Source organism: Psychrosphaera saromensis, assembly GCF_002954545.1.
Taxonomy (GTDB): domain Bacteria; phylum Pseudomonadota; class Gammaproteobacteria; order Enterobacterales; family Alteromonadaceae; genus Psychrosphaera; species Psychrosphaera saromensis.
This window is the reverse complement of the sequence record NZ_MSCH01000003.1, coordinates 2,453,228-2,474,201: the sequence shown is the minus strand read 5'-3', so window position 1 is coordinate 2,474,201 and position 20,974 is coordinate 2,453,228. Positions and strand designations below refer to the sequence as shown.

16 protein-coding genes are annotated in these 20,974 nt (G+C 37.0%); 2 read left to right on the top strand and 14 right to left on the bottom strand.

Annotated features, from left to right (window positions below):
- Positions 1-42: 42 nt before the first annotated feature.
- Positions 43-570, bottom strand: coding sequence for an outer membrane beta-barrel protein (locus BTO11_RS11245; protein WP_105052689.1), 528 nt, complete (start codon positions 568-570; stop codon positions 43-45).
- Between the two features lie 357 nt (positions 571-927).
- Complete coding sequence (locus tag BTO11_RS11240) at positions 928-2,421, bottom strand: succinyl-CoA:acetate CoA-transferase ScpC (protein WP_105052688.1); 1,494 nt, start codon at positions 2,419-2,421, stop codon at positions 928-930.
- Between the two features lie 303 nt (positions 2,422-2,724).
- On the opposite strand from BTO11_RS11240, the gene BTO11_RS11235 reads away from it, so the two are divergent.
- On the top strand, positions 2,725-4,323 hold the full coding sequence (locus tag BTO11_RS11235; RefSeq protein WP_105052687.1) for a B12-binding domain-containing radical SAM protein: 1,599 nt from the start codon (positions 2,725-2,727) through the stop codon (positions 4,321-4,323).
- Positions 4,324-4,382: 59 nt separating this feature from the next.
- Positions 4,383-4,979 (top strand): hypothetical protein, encoded by a 597-nt coding sequence (locus BTO11_RS11230; protein WP_105052686.1) that lies wholly within the window; start codon positions 4,383-4,385, stop codon positions 4,977-4,979.
- Positions 4,980-5,154: 175 nt separating this feature from the next.
- Here BTO11_RS11230 and BTO11_RS11225 read toward each other — a convergent pair whose 3' ends face one another.
- From BTO11_RS11225 to gndA, 12 genes are all read right to left on the bottom strand, one after another.
- Entirely contained in the window at positions 5,155-5,682 is a 528-nt protein-coding gene (locus tag BTO11_RS11225; RefSeq protein WP_105052685.1) for a RidA family protein, read from the bottom strand.
- A 77-nt stretch (positions 5,683-5,759) separates the two neighbouring features.
- Positions 5,760-7,085: an aminotransferase class V-fold PLP-dependent enzyme gene (locus BTO11_RS11220; RefSeq protein ID WP_105052684.1), complete on the bottom strand. Its 1,326-nt coding sequence runs from the start codon at positions 7,083-7,085 to the stop codon at positions 5,760-5,762.
- Between the two features lie 230 nt (positions 7,086-7,315).
- Positions 7,316-10,096, bottom strand: a complete 2,781-nt coding sequence (locus BTO11_RS11215) for a DUF349 domain-containing protein (RefSeq protein WP_105052683.1) — start codon at positions 10,094-10,096, stop codon at positions 7,316-7,318.
- Positions 10,086-10,367 carry a YeaC family protein gene (locus BTO11_RS11210; RefSeq protein WP_105052682.1) on the bottom strand — a complete coding sequence of 94 codons (282 nt, stop codon included), beginning with the start codon at positions 10,365-10,367 and terminating at the stop codon, positions 10,086-10,088. The genes BTO11_RS11215 and BTO11_RS11210 overlap by 11 nt, the downstream gene beginning before the upstream one ends.
- Before the next feature lie 26 nt (positions 10,368-10,393).
- On the bottom strand, positions 10,394-10,720 hold the full coding sequence (locus BTO11_RS11205) for a hypothetical protein (RefSeq protein ID WP_105052681.1): 327 nt from the start codon (positions 10,718-10,720) through the stop codon (positions 10,394-10,396).
- Between the two features lie 158 nt (positions 10,721-10,878).
- A complete protein-coding gene (locus tag BTO11_RS11200; RefSeq protein ID WP_105052680.1) occupies positions 10,879-12,564 on the bottom strand; it encodes an alanine/glycine:cation symporter family protein in 1,686 nt (561 codons plus the stop codon).
- A gap of 91 nt (positions 12,565-12,655) precedes the next feature.
- A complete protein-coding gene (locus tag BTO11_RS11195; protein ID WP_105052679.1) occupies positions 12,656-13,783 on the bottom strand; it encodes a M14 family metallopeptidase in 1,128 nt (375 codons plus the stop codon).
- 89 nt (positions 13,784-13,872) lie between these two features.
- A complete protein-coding gene (locus BTO11_RS11190) occupies positions 13,873-14,370 on the bottom strand; it encodes a TlpA family protein disulfide reductase (protein WP_105052678.1) in 498 nt (165 codons plus the stop codon).
- Between the two features lie 118 nt (positions 14,371-14,488).
- Positions 14,489-16,516 (bottom strand): TonB-dependent receptor, encoded by a 2,028-nt coding sequence (locus BTO11_RS11185; protein ID WP_105052677.1) that lies wholly within the window; start codon positions 16,514-16,516, stop codon positions 14,489-14,491.
- A gap of 232 nt (positions 16,517-16,748) precedes the next feature.
- Positions 16,749-18,197, bottom strand: a complete 1,449-nt coding sequence (locus tag BTO11_RS11180) for a glyceraldehyde-3-phosphate dehydrogenase (RefSeq protein ID WP_105052676.1) — start codon at positions 18,195-18,197, stop codon at positions 16,749-16,751.
- 301 nt (positions 18,198-18,498) lie between these two features.
- Entirely contained in the window at positions 18,499-18,903 is a 405-nt protein-coding gene (gene msrB / locus BTO11_RS11175) for a peptide-methionine (R)-S-oxide reductase MsrB (RefSeq protein WP_105052675.1), read from the bottom strand.
- A gap of 269 nt (positions 18,904-19,172) precedes the next feature.
- Positions 19,173-20,696: an NADP-dependent phosphogluconate dehydrogenase gene (gene gndA / locus BTO11_RS11170; protein WP_105052674.1), complete on the bottom strand. Its 1,524-nt coding sequence runs from the start codon at positions 20,694-20,696 to the stop codon at positions 19,173-19,175.
- Between the last annotated feature and the right edge of the window lie 278 nt (positions 20,697-20,974).

Sequence of the window (20,974 nt, the reverse complement as noted above, 5' to 3'; positions counted from 1 at the left end):
TATTAACTAAAAATAATGAGTATATGTACAATTGACCTAGGTTTAATATTTAAATTTAATACCAAAACTTAAAACATCTGTACCATCATATTGCTCATACATAAATTCAGCAGAAGTAGACTCGTTAATTTTGTAACCAGCACCACCACCTACGCCAAACTCCCATGAGTCATTACTCTCTGAAGCATTTATACCAGCATAAAAAACCGCCGTAGTGAACTCAACATTTGTGTAAGATGGTGAAGCAAAAATATAAGCTTTGTCATTTAACTCATATTGTCCACGAACAGATAACGCTATAAAGCTATTCATTTCTATATCTACATTAATACCAAGCAAAGTCGTAGAGTCATCTGTGATCCCAGTTCCTATACGAACTTCAGGCATAAAATAAAACTTCTCATTGGAGTCAATTTTGTAACCAAGAGAGCCTGTAATACCATCTAAACTAACGTCTAATCCGTCACTAACGTCTGATAAGTTGATGTAACTCACTCCAGCTACCCAGTTTGCAGATGAAGAAAATGATGTTCCAGCTATTAACATAGCCAATATAGTATTTTTAAACATTTTAAATCCTTTATGTTTATATGATAATTTAAATTACTTGTCTAAATTATCGTTAGTTAATAGATCCGTATTTAAAATCAAAATAACGAATACCATACTCTAAAATAAAACATCTAAATTTGTAAATTTGTAAATTTGTAAATTTGTAAATTTGTAAATTTGTAAATTTGTAAATTTGTAAATTTGTAAATAATATTTAATTATTAAATTAAGTACTTATTTCACATTTAATCGTATGTTGATTCCCATATAAATATTTCCATATGTGATTTCAATTATATACGCCCCATAAAAAAGCCGATTAACATAAGGTTAATCGGCTTTTTTGTTTTTTTAGTTCTTTAATCTAAGCTTAAATTAAGACTGCTTCATGCTTCCTTGAGTTTCAAGGCGTGTATGCCAGCTAAATGCTTCTTCAAGAATATGAGGCGTGTGTCCACCACGTTCACAAGCTCGTTCAAAATAATCGAGCATTGCTGGGCGATAATCTGGGTGTACACAGTTATTAATAACTTCTACCGCTCTTTCACGTGGTGCTAAACCCCGTAAGTCAGCTAAACCTTGGTCTGTCACCAAAATATCAACGTCGTGTTCTGTATGATCAACATGACTCACCATAGGAACAACACTTGATATAGCGCCGTCTTTGGCGATTGATTTAGTTACGAATACCGAAATGTGCGCGTTACGAGCAAAGTCACCTGAGCCTCCAATACCATTCATCATTTTTGTACCACAAACGTGAGTCGAGTTTACGTTACCGTAAATATCAAACTCCAGTGCAGTATTAACCGCAATAATACCTAAACGACGTACAATCTCAGGATGGTTAGACATTTCTTGAGGACGTAATACCAGCTTGTCTCTGTATTTATCTAAGTTATTAAATACTTGAGTATTCCAACGTTCAGATAAAATAATTGAGCAACCAGAAGCAAAACTTAATTTTCCTGCATCAATTAAATCAAAGGTAGAGTCTTGTAATACTTCTGAGTACATAGTCAGATCTTTAAAATCAGAGTCCAACAAGCCCATCATTACTGCATTTGCAATATTACCAATTCCCGCTTGAAGAGGCCCTAAATTAGCCGGCATACGATCTTCTGCCACTTCTTGTTCAAAGAAATTAACAAGATGTTTTGCAATCATGGCAGTTTCATCATCGGGTTCTGACACAGTAGAGAATGAGTCACTTTTATTAGTGAAAACAATGCCTACTATTTTTTCAGGGTCAATTGGGATTGCTGTACTACCAATACGATCATCCACTTTAACCAATGGAATTGGTGTTCTTGTTGGACGATATGATGGAATATAAATATCGTGCAAGCCTTCCAATTCAGGCTGATGTAGCATGTTAATTTCTACAATGATTTTTTTCGCAAAAATAGCAAAGCTTGCTGAATTCCCCACTGAAGTGGTTGGAACTATGTGTCCTTCCTCTGTAATTGCAACTGCTTCTATAACAGCTACGTCTGGTAAAGGTAATTGCTTGTTACGCAGTTGTTCAACCGTTTCAGATAAATGTTGATCAATAAACATTACCTCGCCATTATTAATCGCTTTGCGTAATGTATTGTCTACTTGGAAAGGCATACGACGAGCTAAAGCCCCAGCTTCAGTAAGAATTTTATCTAGATCGTTACCTAATGACGCGCCTGTCATTAAGTTTATTTTCATAGGGTTTAACTTTGCTTTTTCAGCTAATGCTTTGGGAACCGCTTTCGCTTCACCAGCACGAGTAAATCCACTCATGCCAACTGTCATTCCATCTTCAATGAAATCACAAGCTTGCTCAGCTGACATTATTTTTTGATGTAAATCACTATTTCGAATGCGTTCTAATTTCATATTCAACCACTTGTTTTATTTATGATTATAGGTTTCTTATAACTAATTGTGATTAATCATATCTTATTTCGTATAAGATATAAAACTACAATAATGTAACAAGATACCTAGTTGAATTTTACAATACGAACGCTCTTCAATTGTTTTAAAGGTGTAGTTAAAAGTTTATAAATTCTTTTAAATTTGAATCAAAATTATTAGCTAAAAATTCATTTTTGCGTTAGATAATAATCAGATACTGAATAGATTCATTGATTACTGTATTATTACGCCCATAGATTTAACCTAGACTTAAGATCCTTAATGGCGACTCAACAATTCGATAACCAACTCACTATTATGCGGACCGATGTAAATGTAGATAACACTGGTGTTATCAATACCTTACATACTGACAAAATATTACTAACCACGCTTAATTCAAAGTATATTCATGCGAGTTTAGGTTTACGATATCTGTACGCTAATTTAAAAGACTTACAATCATGCTGTGAGGTAAAAGAGTTTGTTATTCAAACCCGCCCACTTGATATTGTTGAACAAATATTGGCATCAAACCCGACCATTGTGGGCTTTGGGGTTTATATTTGGAATATTGTTGAAACCACTAATGTGGTTAGTCTGTTAAAGGTTATCGCACCAGAAGTTACCGTGGTATTGGGTGGCCCTGAAGTAAGTTATGAGTCAGAAAATCAAACCATAGTTCAAGCGTCTGATTATGTTCTAACGGGTGAAGCTGACATCAGCTTTTATGAGCTTTGTAGAGACATTATTAATAATAATGCCCCTGATACTAAAATCATGAAGTCTAAGCCGGTTGACCTAAAAGATCTTGAAATGCCCTACCAGTATTACAGCGATGAAGACTTAAAAAATCGATTGCTCTATGTAGAAGCGTCTCGTGGCTGCCCGTTCAAATGTGAGTTTTGTTTGTCGTCTTTAGACACAAAATCAAACCCGTATGAGTTAACGGTTTTCTTGCAAGAAATGGAAGTGCTGTATCAACGTGGCGCGCGTAATTTTAAGTTTATTGATAGAACCTTTAATTTAGACATAAATACTTCTATTCAAATTATGCAGTTCTTCTTAGACAGAATGACTGACGATCTGTACCTGCATTTTGAAGTTGTGCCTGATCATCTTCCTAGAAAATTAAAAGAGATGTTGGCCCAGTTCCCTGTAAATACTTTGCAGTTTGAAATTGGCATTCAAACCTTCAATCAGGAAGTACAAGCCAATATTAGTCGTAAGCAAAATAATCCAAAATCAAAAGATAATCTGATCTGGCTAAAAGAAAATACGGCGGCGCATCTTCATGCCGATTTAATCTTTGGGTTACCGGGTGAAACCTTTGATAGCTTTAAAGATAGCTTTGATCAGCTTTACGCCTGTCATCCACATGAAATTCAAATGGGTATTTTAAAGCGCCTTAAAGGTAGCCCGATTATCAGGCACACAGAAAACTTTGATCTGCGTTTTAACCCACTGCCGCCATTTAATATATTAAGTACCGACAGAATTGATTTTGCCACTATGCAGTTGGTCAATCGGTTTGCCCGCTATTGGGACATGATAGGTAATTCAGGCCGTTTTAAACACACATTAACTCACCTGTTAACGGATAAGCCCTTTGACGACTTTATGGCCATCACAGATTGGTTATTTAATGCAACGGGCCAAACTCATAAGATTAACCTTAAACGCTTATATGAATTGATGTCGCAGGCAATTGAAGCCTTGTTCCCTGAAAAACACCAAGATGTGTTACCTAAAATTGAATTGGATTACACCGCATCACAATTAAAAGGTGCGTTTAGTACTCTTAATCTTTATGCCCATGAGAAAAAACAAACAACCAGTTCTGGTAAATTATTACAGCGTCAAAAACAACATATGCAGTAGTCGTTTAAGCTATTTATTCGACTTATAAAAACACCTATGACCATATAAAAGGACATTTCATGAAAATATTCACATTACCTTTATTACTATTAATTCTTTCGTCTTGTACTCATAGAAGTATTTCCAACCCAGAATTATTAAAACAACCTAATACACCTCAAGTTAAGTATGCAAAGGAAGATTTACAAGCATTTCCATTAAGCATAGATGCAAGCCAAAATTGTTACACCAGCAGAGCTGCCGGAAATATGATGAAAACATCATGTTCTAACAAGGGGCGTATAGGCACGGTGGTTAGTCTATTTAAAGAACGTGGTTTAAAAGCTATACCAGCAGTAAAAGGCAAAGAAACAATCTCTCCATTTATTTCAGTACAAATTGAGACTATTAGTAGTGGGTTAGAGAAAACAACTGGTTTCTTTAATATTATCTCTCTTGGGTTAGTACCTAGATATCATTACGACGATTATATTGTTACTTATAAAGATCCTACCACTAATGTTGATATTACTGAGGAAGTTACTATTACCTCAACCACCTCTTGGTTTTCACTATTTAGAACCATGCCAAAAGAATTAGAACAAGGCAGTGCTAAACATAATGTGGAAGAAAACCTTATCCGTAAGGTATTAGATGACGCTAAAGTAGGTAAATAAAACCTTACATCTTTACCGAACATAAGATTTTGTGCTTGTTTTAACCGCAAACCTTAAAAATAAAAAAGACCGATAATTCGGTCTTTTTATTTATCTGCTACTTAGGTGAATAAACAAATTTACAAGTTACTAATTTTACAAGTAGCTAATTTCACAAGTAGCTGAGATTTAGCGATTACTCTTTAAGTTCAATAATCGCGCTTATTTCAACCGACATATTACCCGGTAATCCACTCATACCAACCGCTTCTCTTGCCGCTTTACCATCGTCACCAAAGGCGGTAACAAATAAGTCTGAAAATCCATTGATCACTTTTGAATGATCGGTAAATGTCGGTGTTGCGTTGACCATGCCAGTAATTTTTAATACTTGTTTTACTTTAGATAAATCACCAACCGCCAACTTAATAGTAGATAACGCACATAAGCCCACTAACTGAGCCGCCTGGTAACCTTGTTCAACATTAAGATCATCACCTAGTTTGCCTAATACGCTTTTTCCTTCACAAGCACCATGCCCAGACAAATACAAGGTATTGCCCGAGCGTCTCCATGTTACATAGTTGGCAATTGGATTTACCGGCTCAGGCAATTCCAAACCAGCTTCTTTAATAAGGTCTTCTGGACTTGTGGTTTTAGCACATGCAGACAAAGAGATGATTAGGCCGAGCGATAAAGCCGTTGTTAAAATATATTTATTCATGTTCTTCCTATTTATCAGTTTTTATACGTCTTTTAGTTATTAATTATTGTACTTTTTAGTTTCAATTAGCGTTAATCTCACGCAAGCGCTTTCATTGCCGTCACTAACTGGCCTATTTCATCTGCAGTCACAAATACTTGAGGCGTAATGCGTATACAACAGCCGCTGGCAAGCCCAACACGTACAACAGTGAAAATACCAAAGTCTGTTTCTAAACGTAGCTGTAGGCTTTTGGCGTCCTCTAATGTGGTTTTACCTACTAACCTAAACGAACACATGCCCGTTGAAGATGCGTCATCTAAACCACCAAGGACTTCTATGTGTGGCATGTTTTCAGCTTCACTCACCCATAAAGAACGCAAGTAACGTAATCGAGCTTCTTTATTGGCTGGGCCAATCGCTTGATGGAAATCAATGGCAGCAGGAATTGTTAATATTGACGCAAAGTTAGATGTGGCAGTATGCACACGTGTTCTAGCATTGGTATTGTCTGGGTCAAGCTCGCCAGGGTACGGCGATATCTTAGCCAATGAGCCTTTTTTCATGTACAGCGCACCAACACCAACGGGGGCACCAATCCATTTATGTAAATTAAAGCCTGCCCAATCTACATTTAAGTCGGTGATTTTATAATCTAACAATCCCCAAGACTGAGCACTGTCACAAATAACATCTATACCGCGTTGTTTGGCCGCTTCCGCTATTTTAGTCACAGGTAAAACTAAACCATGTTGATTACTAACATGGGTGAGTAACATAAGTTTCAAATTCGGGTTTTTATCAAAAGCCTCAACGTATAGGTCGAGTATTTGTTTTTGGTTTGCTCTCGGTGGTAATACAACTTGTACCGCTTTTACATTACGGGATTTGGCTAGCCACTCCATTGTATGCTTAAAGCTAGGGTAATCAGTGTCTGTGTAAAGCACAGTATCTTTGCTAGAGAAGTCGTTATATTGTCTTATTAGATTGTGTATTGACTCAGTTGCATTACGTGTGAGTACAATTTCATCATCACTAACACCTAATGCCTGAGCAACTTTATGCACACTTAACTTCTCGTCATCGCTGTAACTTTTACGGGCGTAGTAGGATAACTGAGTATTAACCATCTCTGTTTTTTTGACAAAAGCATCCTGCACCGGCCGAGCCATTTTTCCCCAATAGCCATGTTCAAGATTAACGATACCTTTTGCTTTATCATAAAACTTGGCAATTTTAGCCCAAAACGCTTCATTACTGGCTAATGACTCAGGACTGGTACGCAATGGAATACTTGGTAACTCAATAGAATTTCCTAGAGACTTGGCTTGACCTAAACTTGGAACCGCTAAAGTAAGCGCCGCCCCTGCCGTTAAGGTTTTTAACATTTTCCTACGGTCAAAACTTGCTAACTCTGAACTCATTATTACACCTTATCCAAATCAAATTAGCCATGCATTAGCTAAAGGAATACAACTAGACATCCAATGTAAATTAAAACGATTAGCTGTGTAAAATGAATAAAATTGTCTTGTTATTTATTTGTTTTATAAGGTAATTATTTAATAGTAATAAGAAGTGAAAATATAAAGGTGGAATAAAAAAAGACCAGCAAGCTGATCTTTTTCATTGTTACTATCTCTTATGAAATAGATTAAGAAACAAAAATAGGTTTAATCCTTGCCAACAACTCAATGTCTTTGTCGGTAAACATGCCTGCTGACAACCAAGTTTCTAGTAAGTCTTGAACGTTATATTCAACGCCCTGCTCCATTTTGGCTGTTAACATCTCCATTTGTGCCTGATTACGTTTGGCTTTATCAGACTCTGGAGATTCTAATCCAGCGGTGATTTCCATTAGTAAAGTCACATGATGGCGATCTTCTTTTGAATTCATGTTAAACGCACTTTGCCAAGACGATTTAAATGAACTTAAGTCGGCAGATTTACCTTCCACAATCGCTTCTACAGCGGCAAATAAGTCAACGTATATCTGTTGTTCTTGTTTCGCTCTTAACAAAGTAATTGCTTCGTCTGCTTGCTTAGTGATAGATAAAACGATTCGTCTTAATTTTTCAAATTGCGGTTTAGCAACGCCTTTTACTTGCGTTAAGCTTTGCTCTGCCTGGTCAATGATTGAACGTAACGCATTGATTTCAGAAGCTTCTTCAATTGAATATTTTAAGTCAGACAACATAACCATGTGTGTATCAAACAGTTCGTTTGCGGCACTCATTTCTTGTTTTTTGTCGTTGTCTCTTTGTTCAAATACTGGATTATTTACCGCTCTAAACTCATTCCAAAGTTTTTGATCTGTGCCTTTGCCTGCAAAGCCAATGGTTTTCCATTTTGCTTGTAAGCGTTTTAGCTTGTCAGATTTTTGGCCTAAGTCCATTTCTTGGCTTACCAATTCTTGAGCTTGTTGAATTAGCGTTAGCTTATCTTGCTCGTTAGTAGAATGGTGTTTGGTAATGGCTTGTTTAATTGGTTTTAATGCAGCTTGATAACGGTTATTTATTTCCGTTACTTTTTCACGGTCTATTAACCCTGTTTCACGCCACAAGCGCGTCAATTTAACAAAAACAGACTCTAAGTCTTTCCAGCTTGATACTTCTGAATTTTTTAAGTTATTCGCTAACGTTTCTAGCTGAGTAATAATTAATAACTTAGCATCCAAATGCGTTTGACGTTCGTCTTCAAGCTCTTTGTAATACTCACGACACGGTATAAATGCAGTTTCACAGTACTGGTTAAACTCGTCGTTTAACGCCACTTCTTGTTCATCACCTGCATGACCTAAAGATTGCCAATTTGAACGCAATAAGCGAACTCTATGCGCTTGCTCCGTTGGATCAACCAGTGGCGTTTCAGCCAGCTTTTTAGCATCAGCCAATAACTCTTGTTTTTTAGGATTAGAAAACGACATTTGTAATTCTTGAAGATTAGCAATTTCGGATTCTAGTACTTCCCACTTACGTGCGATTTGGCCTTGTTGGTACTCATTTAAGTCTGCATACCAAAAGGTCATTTTTCTGTATAAACCAAAGGCGTTATTAAATTTCCCCTGCTGAATCAACTCTTCAAGTTCTGGGATTTTACGACGTATTTGATTAAACGTTTGACGTTGTTGTTTTTCAAACTCAGTGACTTTACCGTCTCTTTGTTTTAATAACTTAGTGTATTCAGTTGCAATATCCGTTGGTAAAGAAATACCCACGTCTTTAAGGTTTTGTTGCCACTGCTTTTTAAGATCTTTAAGTTCAGGCGTGATCTCATTTAACTGGGCTAAGTCTTGTGGAATTGGTAATTGCTGTAATTTTTCCAATAACGATTTAGCCAGTAAAATAGCTTGCTGAATTTTAGGGATTTGGTTCGCACGATTAAATATACTTTCTGCGCGCTTTAGCAATTCAACACGGTTTGACTCTTTTAACTGCAACTCAGCACATTTGTGAGTTACGGCGTTAATGTCATTACTTAATTGTGTTTGCTCTATTTCACTGTCATCTGCAATAGATTGTGTGATTTTAGATTCAACAGCGGTTAATTGTGCAGAGATTGTTTTAAAATTCTCTTGCTGTTGTTGTTGTAATAATTCGTTTTGTTGCTGCTCTTGCCACTGCGCTTTTAAAGGCGATTGAATACGTTCTAGTGTGGCACTGATTTTTTCGTGTTTTTCCAACAACTCTGCTTTCACATCGTCTGCTAACACATTGAATTGACTAACGGCTTGCTGCCATTGGCTTTCCATTTCAGCTTGCTTGTCAGCAATAAGGGCAAAATCACTTTTGTCTTTTAATGCGTTTAATTGCGCTAATAACAAACGAACTTGTTTTTCTAATTTTACTGGTTTTTCTGCGTCGAGTCTTAATTGCTCTAGCTTGCTTTCAACTGCAGCCAATAACTCGCCGTCTAGTTTTTTAGCGACACGCTTAAGTTGATTAACATCGTTTAAGTTATCTAACAGAGCTAGTTTTGACTCATTAGGTAAAGCGCTATCAGTAATCGCTTTAAAGTTTAAGCTGTCTTTGTTTAAACGTTTAATAGTGTTTAACGTTAACGTTAAGTCATTTAGGTCAAATACAACGCGCTCTAATAGCTGAGTTTTATTACACTGCTCTATAAATTCAACTTTAAGTCGTGGATCTAAATTGGTATCTCGTTCGCCAATAAGTGACTCTATAATAATGCGTTCAGCGTACTTTTTAATATTGTCTGAAAAGTCATGTTTAAAGGCTTGCCACCATAAAGCAAAGTCGTTTAACTTTTCTAACGTCGCTCGGCGTACTTTTTCATCGCCGTCATTAAAAGCGAGTTCATGCAGTATCGATTTATTGGCAAAGTCATCTTTGTCTAATTCGGCTACCGCAGCTAGACGTTCACTAACTTTTTTACTTTGCCATTTTTTCTTTTTAAATAATTTACTAAATATCATCTTGGTTAAACCTTGCGATGTCAGTTTCAGGTAAAAATTCGCGCTGTAATTCACGCTTAGATTTCATCACCATTTCACCATCTTCGCCGATAGTGAACTGCTGATTAGATTTTTCGACTTTGGCTTGATAAGCCAAAACCAGTTGTAATGAGTTTTCTCTTTGTTCCGTCGTTAAACGCTGGCCATTTTGCCACTTTCCAGTTTCAACTGCATATTTTAGGTTTTCGAAAACCTCAGGCGTAACAGTCGCCAACATTTGTTCTAAATTCATTTACTTATACCTATTAACGACGCCAATTATAATTTTTTACGTTTAGCCAAAATAAGTCGAACTCGGTTTACTAAATACCAAATAAAACCAACGAGAATACAAACTTGCGATAATAAATACTGAGGAGCCGTTTTGTCTTCGCTGTTGTAAAAGGTAAAAACACCAACTAAAAACAATAACATAGCTATCGCTTGATGCGTCATTAAAGTTTGGCTGTTTTTCAATGTTTTGATCTTGCTCAATGAATGAAGTTTTTCTTCAGTTAAATCTTTCATATCTAGATCACAATGAGGGCAGATAACTTGTTTATCTGAAATAGATTTTGCACATTGGGGACATTTGATTATTGCCATATAACACTCTCTCAAAAGGATATTTACTTTCCGTCATCCCAAAAATCAAGTAGGGATTAAACGCAGAAAAAGCACCCCGATATAATCAGGATGCTTTTTTATATTAAACGATGAAACTCATTAAGTTAGTTAATGAGGACTATTTTTATAAAAACAACTTATTTGTCTTTATTTTCGCCATGTTCTTTATCGAACTTAACCCAATAATCGTTAACCGTTTCTTTCATTTCTTTACGCAGTAACATGATACCAAGTAAATTTGGTAACGTCATAACAACAATAGCAACCGCAGCTAAAGTCCAGATAAACGAAGTATCTGCAACTGCAGCCCAGGCAAAGCCTGCACAATAAATAACACGGTATGGCATTACAGAACGCGCACCTAATAAATAGGTCATTGCTCTGTCACCATAATATGACCATGCGATTGCGGTAGAGAATGCAAATAATAATAAACCAATCGTTACTATGTATTTACCATACTCGCCAAAGTAACCTTTAGTAAAGGCTTCTGTTGTTAAGGCCGCAGAGTGAATTAATGAATCACCACGAACAATAATCTCATCATTTTTCAATGCGCCATTAATTACTTTTAACTTACCGTTATATAAATGTTCACCCGGTAATAAGAATGTAACGTTTTCAGCAATTGAACGTGAGTTAATAATGGTGAAATCTGGATCAGCAGCGGTTGCTTTACCTTCAACAATATGTAATTCGCCGTCGAATTTAGAAACTTCACTTTTCTCACCGTTTAGGTATAAGTATAGAGAATTCATATTCTCTTCTGAACTTTCAAGATACTGTCCATCAAGAATAGACATATCTGAACGTTGGAAGTCATTTTCAAACTTATCGTGCCAAGCACCAGAAGACAAAATAACCATACCAGTTAGGGTACAAATAATAATAGTGTCGATAAATGGTTCTAAGATTGAAACCATACCTTCAGAAACTGGTTCGTCGGCTTTTGCTGCAGCGTGAGCAATTGGAGCAGAACCTTGACCCGCTTCGTTCGAGAATAAACCACGGTTTACACCTTTGGTAAATGCATACGCAAATGCGGCACCAATGAATCCGCCTGTTGCTGCAGAACCTGTGAAGGCATCAGCAAATACAGAAACAAATGAAGGAAGTAAGTTTTCAATGTTATACGTAATAACACCAAGCGCACCAACAACATAGATAATAGACATTGCAGGTACAATACGAGACGTAACATAAGCGATACGTTTAATACCACCTAGAATAACTAACGCTAGTGCAACCGCTAATACGCCACCAGTAACAATACGTTCGATACCAAATGAGCTTTCCATACTCACTGCGATGTTATTGATTTGCGGTAAGCTACCCGTACCAAATGAGCTGATAACCGTTGCAATGGCAAACGCAACCGCTAACCATTTCATGTTTAAGCGACGGTCCATGTAATACATTGGGCCACCGGCCATAGTGCCATCTTCTACTTTCACACGATATTTGTGTGACATAGTTACTTCAACAAACTTAGTTGTCATACCAAAAAAGGCGGTCATCCACATCCAAAACAAAGCAGCTGGACCACCAATTGATAATGCTAAAGCAACACCACCAATATTACCTGTACCAACGGTACCCGATAACGCAGTAGAAAGAGCTTGGAAGTGACTTGTATCACCTTCAGCGCCTTTTTTATCGTATTTGCCAGTTACCACAAGCCAAGCATGTTTAAAGTAGCGAATTTGTGGAAATTTAAGATAAATGGTGAAGAAAACACCAACACCTAATAGTACATAGGGAAACCACCATGAGCTTCCTAATAGACCATCAAGAAAAACGAGTAAATCATTTAATGCGTTCACTGTTTGTTCCTTTTTATTATAGTTATAGTTATTGTTAGATAAAAATAATGGGCTAGTTTCCTAGCCCATTTCGAATTTGTTATTGTTGGATTTAACGTAGTTTCTTAACAACGGCTAATACCGCGGTCAGTACGTCGGCACCAAACTTGGCAGAACGCACATCGTTCCAACCGTAAAATGCATCAGGTGCATCGTTGTGATCTTTAAACGGCATTTCTACCGTGTAAGATAAACACTTAAACTGCTCACCAACCCAAGACGCGCCTACCGTTGGTAGAGCCGTACCTGGTTCGTCTTTGTCATAACCGTGTACATCTTGAAACTCAGGAGTTACTGCCGCGTAGGCCGCTTTAAATGCTTCTTCTAATGCTTGATGACGAGCATCATAGCTTTTAATGCCTTCACAACCGGCAACAAAGTTATATGGGATGGCTTCATCACCATGAATATCTAAAAACATGTCTACGCCAGTTTCTAGCATTTTTTCACGCACGTAATAAACTTCTGGGCTTTTATCTAAAGACGGTTCTAACCATTCACGGTTTAAGTTACTGCCTACGGCATTTGTTCTTAAGTGACCACGAGCTGATCCGTCTGGATTCATATTTGGTACGATATAAAAAACAGCTTCGTCCATTAATAAACGAGACACAGCATCGTCATGGTCGAATAAGCGCTGCAATAAACCTTCTACATACCACTGCGCCATTGACTCACCTGGATGCTGACGTGCCGTGATCCATACTTTCTTTTTACCTTCAACTTCCTGCCCTATTTGTAACAAAGACATGTCTCTGCCATCTAAGGTTTGGCCTAAAGTAATAAGTTGAGTATCTGGAGAAAGTTGAGATTTGTGAATAAGGTCTAGATGACGTTCATAAGAATAAGGAACAAAGTAAGCGTAAAATACGTGGTCGAACTCTGGGATATGATTAAAGATTAATTCGCCGTCTTGATAGTCGGTATCGATACGGAACCAAGTCTCACGGTCGTAAGAAGCCATGGTTTTATAATCTTGCCACCCTTGTGGGTAAGAAGCTTGAGCCGCATTTAAAATTCTGAACTTGTGTTCTTCGCCAGCGGTAGATTCAATTTTGAAATGAAACCACTGATAAAAATCTGATTCATTGTCTTTGGAGATGTTTAATTGGATATCTGAAGATGACTCTAAGCTAACAACTTCTATGTTGCCGCTATCAAAATTGCTGGTAATTCTCATGGTTTGGTCTCGTCGAATTTTATCCTACTGAGGATATCACATAAAATAAAATAGAAACCAGTCGTAATCTATTTTAAAACGTTACTTGCTTATAAAATAGTCGACCTTAATAACATTCCAATTTCAGTGCTATACCCCATCGACTTACTTACCACAACACCCTTGGTATCTATGACGTAATAGGTAGGATAGCCTTGAATTTTATACTCTTTTGCTAACGCATCATTACCCAATAAAGTTGGAAATTGGTAATCATTCTCGTGGATGAAATTTATTATCTCATCCGGATTTTGGAAACTTAACGCAACAGAAACCACATTAAATTGGTCAGAATGCGTTTCATGAAAATCTTGTAGGTTGGGCATGGTGAATTTACAAACCGAACACCAAGGTGCCCAAAAGAACAATAATGTAGGTTTATCTGACAATGACGCCAGGCTTGTTTGATTGCCATTAGTATCAAGTAATTCAAAGTCAGGTGCTTTAGTATCGCCTGACGTTGATAATAAACTAGACTCTTGGAACCAAGTGATCGCCATAAATATTGCGACAAACACCAGTGCTTGGGTGGTTAAATTTTTTAACATAAATACAACTGCTGCCCTTGGTATAATTAAAGTGCACTCTTACGTTATAAAAGTGCATTGTCTTTAGTAGACCTGAAAAGCCTGAGATTACTTTCCAACTTCTGTTTATTAAGCAGGATTAAAATTCATAACTTAAACTGAACGACGCAAATTGTTTTTGCTGAGCTACATAGTATTGATTTAACGTTTGGCTAGAGTCGTAAACCTTATGATCTCGTTCAAAGGCATTTTCAATTTTAAATGAGAATAAAATACTTCGCCCTAGTTTATAGTTAATTATCGCATTAACTAATACCGTTGGGTTTTCATCAAAGACCACTTGCTCATTACTGCTAGTCTCCCCTGATAAATCAACTTCAACGCCAGAGCGCAATATAGTATTAAACCCCACATTTAAACGGCCAAGTTCACCAAGTAAACTCAAAGAACCAAACGTCGTAAACTCGTTGTTTTCAGTGTCGGTTAAATAATGCGTTAACGTACCAGCGAGTTTCCAATTTTGATTCATTTTATAATCGGCTTGAGTTTCTATTCCAAACATTTCTTGGTCTTCAAGGTTACTGTATAAACGTCTAAAACCAGTGTCAAAGTCAGTTAATGCAATGATATCGGTTTGTTCTTGGTAAAATGACGTTACATCCACATTCCAAGTTTGAGCAATATAAGAGTAACCTACTTCAAATGAACGAATTTTTTCTGGTGTTAAAGAAGGATTACCATAATAGGAAAGTTCTTTAGAGAATAACTCAGTAAATGTTGGGGAACGGAAACCTTCTGAATACTCAACCGTAAAAGAGCTGTTGGTATTTAAGCTGCGTTTATAATTAAACTGCATTGAAATATCATCAGAAAAACTATGATTGCGTTCTAATCTTACACCTGCAGATAAGGTATCTACACCCGTCATCTTCCAATTCACATTGGAAAATAAACCATGGCTTTCTATCTCTTGTAATAGACTAGAGGATTGACCAAAATCAGATACTGATTGTAATTCGTCAAAGTGATATCTATCTAAGGGTAAACTATTTTGCAAGTCTGGGCTTAAATGCGATGTAATCACCCCCGCTTTATCTTGTTCTTGTCGTTGCCACTGTCCGCCAAACTCAAAACTTAACCATTCAGACCAGGCATAAAGTGTAGATATGTTGAATTCAAGTTTATTTGAAGCCCAATTAGGTCCAAACCAATAATCTTCTGAGAAAGGACGGATCCCCCCTTCTCTTACTAAACCAACATATTTAACTTCTTGATCGGTATAGGATAAGTCAGTTTTATAGCTGATCTTTTTATGAGGTTGACCATGTAGTTGATTCGATAAAAATCGAGTTCTTGATTCAAAATGATTATCTGGATGATAATTTTGATTACTTAAAAAGCCATTTTGTTCATGTTGCTCTTCGTAATAACTCAGCGCATAGTTACCAAGCTGCCAACTGGCACTAAGCTGGTCGTGTACATAAGGTTGATTAATATGATCTTTGTCGTCCAAATAACTAGACGTTGGAATATTGCTTGCTGAATATTTCCCACCATCGCCTTGACTCTCGGCAATGAAAAATGAGAACTGACCAAATCGAGTTTTTCTGAATAAACTAGCTATGCCTTTTTTATGTTCACTTTGTCCGGCTTCCAACAACACGTAATTCGATTTTTTGGTGATCACATTAATAACGGCTAATGCTGCATTATTACCAAATTTAACCGCATTAGGCCCTGTATAGACATCAACGCGTTCGGCCAAAGATAAGTTGAAATATGGTGATGACATTTGTACATCATTAAACAGTAAGCTATTGATTTGAATACCATCAATCATTAATACCAGATAACCGTCCTCTGCATTGACGCCTCTTACTTGCAACTGACTATGAGCAGACACGTTTTCGCCAATCACATTCTGAAAACCTGGGAGATAATTCAATAAACTATAAAGATTAGATGCACCGTAACTTTGTATTTTTTGTTGATCAAAAACATAATCAGGCTGTTGGAAAATTGATTCTGAAGCGGTTTCTATTTTTGCTTTTTTAGTTTCAGCTTGAGCTTTAGTTGCAGCCTGAGCGATGAAAGAAGACTGACTAATAAGTAGTGAGAATAAGATTATAGAATTGGGCTTTACTGAGCTAAATACTGAACTAAACATTTAATCTAACGATCCATTTTGAGTGATTTTTTTGATTAGGTGTTAACGGTATCTTAATTGCCGTTTCAATTCATTAAAATTAACCCAATCTGTTAAAAAATTTTAGCGAAAACACATTCTAGAACCAGACAGGATAATTAAAATGAAAATAAAAAAAGCCACTAAAACGTGGCTTTATTGTGACGGATAAATATTTACGCCTTTATCTATAGATATCAGCGATATAAATTAGTTAAGCCGTTGGTAATGATGGGTATTTAATCCCAGCCATTTCTTGCATAACACGAACAACCTGACAGCTATAGCCAAATTCATTGTCATACCATACATACAATACAGCGCGGTTGTCTTGTACTATGGTTGCTCTTGAATCAACAATACCTGCATATCGGTTGCCCACTAAATCCGTAGATACAATCTCGGTTGAACTGGTGTAATCAACTTGGTCTCTAAGTTCTGAGTGCAAAGCAACGTCTAGTAAAAACTTATTCAACTCATCTTCTGACGTGGCTTTTTCTAAGTTTAAATTCATAATCGCCATTGATACATTTGGCGTAGGAACACGAATAGCGTTACCCGTTAATTTACCTTCGAGCTCAGGCAATGCTTTAGATACCGCTTTTGCTGCGCCGGTTGAGGTTAATACTAAGTTAAGTGCCGCAGCACGGCCTCGGCGTTCACCTTTGTGGAAATTATCAATTAAGTTTTGGTCGTTGGTATAAGAGTGAACCGTTTCAACATGACCATTATCAATGCCATATTCATCATTAATGGCTTTTAATATTGGTGTAATGGCATTTGTAGTACAACTTGCCGCACACACAATTTTGTCGTCTTGTTTGATATCTGAGTGATTAACACCATAAACAATATTTTTAATTTTTCCGCCAGCAGGTGCCGTTAACAACACTTTGGCTGCGCCTTTAGATTTTAAGTGTAATCCAAGGCCTTCTTCATCTTTCCAAATACCAGTGTTATCAACAATTAATGCGTTGTTAATACCGTAATCTGTGTAATCAATACTATCTGGTGAGTCAGCGTAAATTACTTGAATGTATGAACCGTTGGCTTTTATAACATTGGCTTTTTTATCGACAGTGATACTGCCGTTAAATGGCCCATGAACTGAATCACGGCGTAATAAACTGGCGCGTTTTTCTAAGTCACCGTCTTTACCGCCACGAACCACAATTGCGCGTAAGCGTAATGTTGCATTGGGTCCGTTACGTTCAATTAATAAACGCGCTAATAAACGCCCTATTCGGCCAAAACCATATAGCACAACATCTTGCGGCTCGGGGTGTCCGTCTTGGTCTAAGATGTCGGCTAGCTCCTGTTTTAAATAGTCTTCTTTTGAAAGTCCTTTGCCTTTATCTTTATAAATGTAACCAAAGGCTAATTTTCCTAAATCTATTTTTGCTGGGTTTAAATTTAAACCAGAAAGGATCTCTAAGAATTCGTAACTTTCGCGTACTCTAAGTTTGGTTTTTTCATACTTAGTGACGGTTTTATGGGCTTTGATGATTTCAATAGCAGATGCGGAAACTAATGGACGGCCATAAATACAAATTTCAATACCGCGGCCACGGTACAACATACCGATTAATGGTTGCATGCGGTCTGCAAATTCTTGTCTTTCTAACCAACTTTTCTGATAAGCCTGTTCAGGAGTTAACGTCATTACATCTGCCTTTATAATAATTTAATTCACAAAAATGATTCACTAAAGAAGGCTAACGACCATGCGTAAGCCTCAAGTGCGGATGCATTGTAAATTATTATTTCGTAAGTTTAAATGTAATATTACAAGTTTAGTTACATAAATTAATTATAGTTAAAAATAACTAGCGTCATAAGTCATTTCTTACGAACAAGAAAAGTAACATCAAAAACCATACAGAAAAGACCTTTAACGCTTAAAGCCGTTTAAAAACAGGTGGTTATTTATTTTTTAGCATTAACACCAAAAGCTAAGGCATTTGTTATTTCTCGCCGCCAAATGTAAGTGACACTGAATTAACACAGTAACGATTACCAGTTTCTGTTGGTCCATCTTCAAATATGTGACCTAAATGTGCATCACAGTTAGCACAAGTGATCTCAACTCTAATCATCCCTAGTGTTGAATCTTTATGATAATCGACAGCACCTTCTATGCTTTGATCAAATGAAGGCCAACCGCAATGAGAATCAAATTTTTGTTCTGAGTTAAATAATTCAGAACCACAACAAACACAGGCATATTTACCTTGTTCGTTATGTTCTAAATACTTACCTGTGTATGGATGTTCAGTGCCTTTGAGTCTGGTTACTCTGTAAGTTTCATCATCAAGTAATGACTGCCACTGCGCTTCTGTTTTCACTATTTTGTCTATTGATTTTGTCATTCGCTTTAGCTCTCGGTTTAATTATTTTATTTGGATATCGATGTGCTGAAAATATTGAGGCAATTTAATTGCTTGGTATTTCTATTAAGTTAGCCACTTTATATCAATATCCGTTTGTACTTAATACAATTGATCTACATTAACATTACAAACGTGTGTTTTATAAGAGACTTTGATAAACCACAGACATAAAAAAACCATATCTATTGATATGGTTTTCCTCAGCAAGTTACTACTAATTCAATAATAATAACCAGACTGTGTTTAGCTTATACCTTAACGATCGGACGGTTCGGTTGACTCCACTCAACGTGGTACATCTTACCGTCGGCTTTGTCAGTACGAGCAAATGTATGTGCACCAAAGAAGTCGCGCTGACCTTGTAATAGGTTAGCTGGCAGTATTTCGCTACGGTATGAATCGTAGTACGCCAAAGCTGACGAGAACGCACCAATAGGAATTCCTATTAATGACGAATTAGCGATAGTACGACGCCAGTTTGTTTGGTATTTAGCAATTTGCTCGGCAAAGAATGGGTCAACTAATAAGTTAGATAACTCTTCGTCACGCTCATACGCTTTGGTAATTGACTGTAAAAATACAGCGCGGATGATACAACCTGCACGCCAAATTTTAGCAATGCCAGCAAAATCTAAGTTCCAACCGTGTTCTTTGCCAGCCATACTCATTAGCTGAAAGCCTTGAGCATAAGCACAGATTTTTGAACAATATAAAGCATCGTGTAACTGTGCGATAACTTCGTCTTTATCTAAATTAAATTCAGAGATATCTGGACCAGCAAGCACCTTAGATGCAGCGATACGCTCGTCTTTTAATGTTGATAATGCTCTTGAGTACACGGCAGATGAAATCGTTGGTGATGGAGCGCCAATTTGCAATGAGCTAACTGCTGTCCATAAACCAGTCCCTTTTTGGCCTGCTTTATCTAAGATAATATCAACTAAAGGTAGGTTTGTTTCTGGATCGATATGCTCCAATACTTCAGCACTGATCTCAATTAAATATGAATGTAACTCACCTTCATTCCATTTTCTAAAAATCACGGCAATTTCTGCAGGGCTCATATTAAGGCCAGAGCGCATAATATTGTAAGCTTCACAAATTAATTGCATATCGGCATATTCAATACCGTTGTGAACCATCTTAACGTAATGACCTGAACCGGTTTCACCAATATAAGTGGCACAAGGTTCGCCTTCTGTTACTGGGTTACCAGGCTCATGACGTTCGATTGGTTTACCTGTTGCATCGTCAACTTTTGCTGCGATTGCTTTAAACATAGGAGCAATACGAGTCCAAGCATAACGGTCACCACTTGGCATTAATGAAGCACCAAAACGAGCACCAACTTCGCCACCAGAAACAGCGGTTGAGAAGAATAAGAAGTTACCTTCAAAGTTCTTTTCACGTTCTACTGTGTCAGTCCACAGGCTGTTACCTGTATCAACAATAATATCGTCAGCTTCTATGCCTGCATCAATCAGTTTATGACAAACATCATCAACTGGACGCCCTGCTGGAACGGATAAGATAACTAAGTGAGGAGATTTTAATTTGGCGAGTAATTCTGTATAGGATGTACATGGAAAAATGCGTTGTGGTTTGTCGCCTCTTTCCAGCTTGTCTTGATTAATTGCACTGGCTACCTTTTCCGTATCCAAGTCAAAAGCAGCAATGGTATAACCATTGTCAGCCAAATTAAGAGCTAGGTTTTTACCCATGACTCCTAAACCGATAAAACCGATATCACATAAAATAGCGTTGTCTGACATAGAATTAGCTTCTCTTAGTTTCAATAATAATGGTTATTGCACAGTGCAATTTTGGCGCGGATTATATAGAATTACCGCCTAATTTCATACCAGTTAACTGAAATTAAACGGTAATAATTTTATATTATGTGGCTAATTGGATGAACAAGGGCGCAGATTTATTAATCTAATTAGCACAAGGCAGCGCGATAACGCCTTTATTGTTATGTATTCCGCCTTGGAATATGCTGATTAACAGCTTGTCGTTTTAGTTAAAAATTTATATGTAAAAGCCAACA

Bases quoted from the DNA above. Each gene is read 5' to 3' on its own strand.
- BTO11_RS11245 (WP_105052689.1), bottom strand. From the start codon at position 570: ATGTTTAAAAATACTATATTGGCTATGTTAATAGCTGGAACATCATTT.
- BTO11_RS11240 (WP_105052688.1), bottom strand. From the start codon at position 2,421: ATGAAATTAGAACGCATTCGAAATAGTGATTTACATCAAAAAATAATG.
- BTO11_RS11235 (WP_105052687.1), top strand. From the start codon at position 2,725: ATGGCGACTCAACAATTCGATAACCAACTCACTATTATGCGGACCGAT.
- BTO11_RS11230 (WP_105052686.1), top strand. From the start codon at position 4,383: ATGAAAATATTCACATTACCTTTATTACTATTAATTCTTTCGTCTTGT.
- BTO11_RS11225 (WP_105052685.1), bottom strand. From the start codon at position 5,682: ATGAATAAATATATTTTAACAACGGCTTTATCGCTCGGCCTAATCATC.
- BTO11_RS11220 (WP_105052684.1), bottom strand. From the start codon at position 7,085: ATGAGTTCAGAGTTAGCAAGTTTTGACCGTAGGAAAATGTTAAAAACC.
- BTO11_RS11215 (WP_105052683.1), bottom strand. From the start codon at position 10,096: ATGATATTTAGTAAATTATTTAAAAAGAAAAAATGGCAAAGTAAAAAA.
- BTO11_RS11210 (WP_105052682.1), bottom strand. From the start codon at position 10,367: ATGAATTTAGAACAAATGTTGGCGACTGTTACGCCTGAGGTTTTCGAA.
- BTO11_RS11205 (WP_105052681.1), bottom strand. From the start codon at position 10,720: ATGGCAATAATCAAATGTCCCCAATGTGCAAAATCTATTTCAGATAAA.
- BTO11_RS11195 (WP_105052679.1), bottom strand. From the start codon at position 13,783: ATGAGAATTACCAGCAATTTTGATAGCGGCAACATAGAAGTTGTTAGC.
- BTO11_RS11190 (WP_105052678.1), bottom strand. From the start codon at position 14,370: ATGTTAAAAAATTTAACCACCCAAGCACTGGTGTTTGTCGCAATATTT.
- BTO11_RS11185 (WP_105052677.1), bottom strand. From the start codon at position 16,516: ATGTTTAGTTCAGTATTTAGCTCAGTAAAGCCCAATTCTATAATCTTA.
- BTO11_RS11180 (WP_105052676.1), bottom strand. From the start codon at position 18,197: ATGACGTTAACTCCTGAACAGGCTTATCAGAAAAGTTGGTTAGAAAGA.
- msrB (WP_105052675.1), bottom strand. From the start codon at position 18,903: ATGACAAAATCAATAGACAAAATAGTGAAAACAGAAGCGCAGTGGCAG.
- gndA (WP_105052674.1), bottom strand. From the start codon at position 20,696: ATGTCAGACAACGCTATTTTATGTGATATCGGTTTTATCGGTTTAGGA.